This is a genomic window from Streptomyces rugosispiralis, from assembly GCF_024505145.1.
Classification (GTDB): Bacteria; Actinomycetota; Actinomycetes; order Streptomycetales; family Streptomycetaceae; genus Streptomyces; species Streptomyces rugosispiralis.
On sequence record NZ_JANIAA010000271.1, the window covers coordinates 1 to 309 of the forward strand.

The 309-nt window shown below is 65.7% G+C and carries 1 protein-coding gene; it reads left to right on the forward strand.

The features are described from left to right. A partial coding sequence (locus tag NP777_RS47405; RefSeq protein WP_256656404.1) for a polyketide synthase occupies positions 1 to 309 on the forward strand: 309 nt, incomplete at both ends.

Below are 309 nucleotides of genomic sequence, written 5' to 3' on the forward strand. Positions count from 1 at the left end.
ACGGGTAATGCGGCGAGTGTGATTTCGGGGCGGTTGGCGTACACGTTTGGTCTTGAGGGGCCGACGATCACGGTGGATACGGCGTGTTCGTCGTCGTTGGTGGCGTTGCATCTGGCGGTGCAGGCGTTGCGGAACGGTGAGTGTTCGCTGGCGTTGGCCGGTGGTGTGACGGTGATGGCGACTCCGGCGCCGTTTGTGGAGTTCAGTCGTCAGCGTGGGTTGGCCGCTGATGGGCGGTGCAAGGCGTTCTCGGCGGACGCGGATGGTACGGGGTGGTCCGAGGGTGCGGGCATGCTGCTGGTGGAGCGG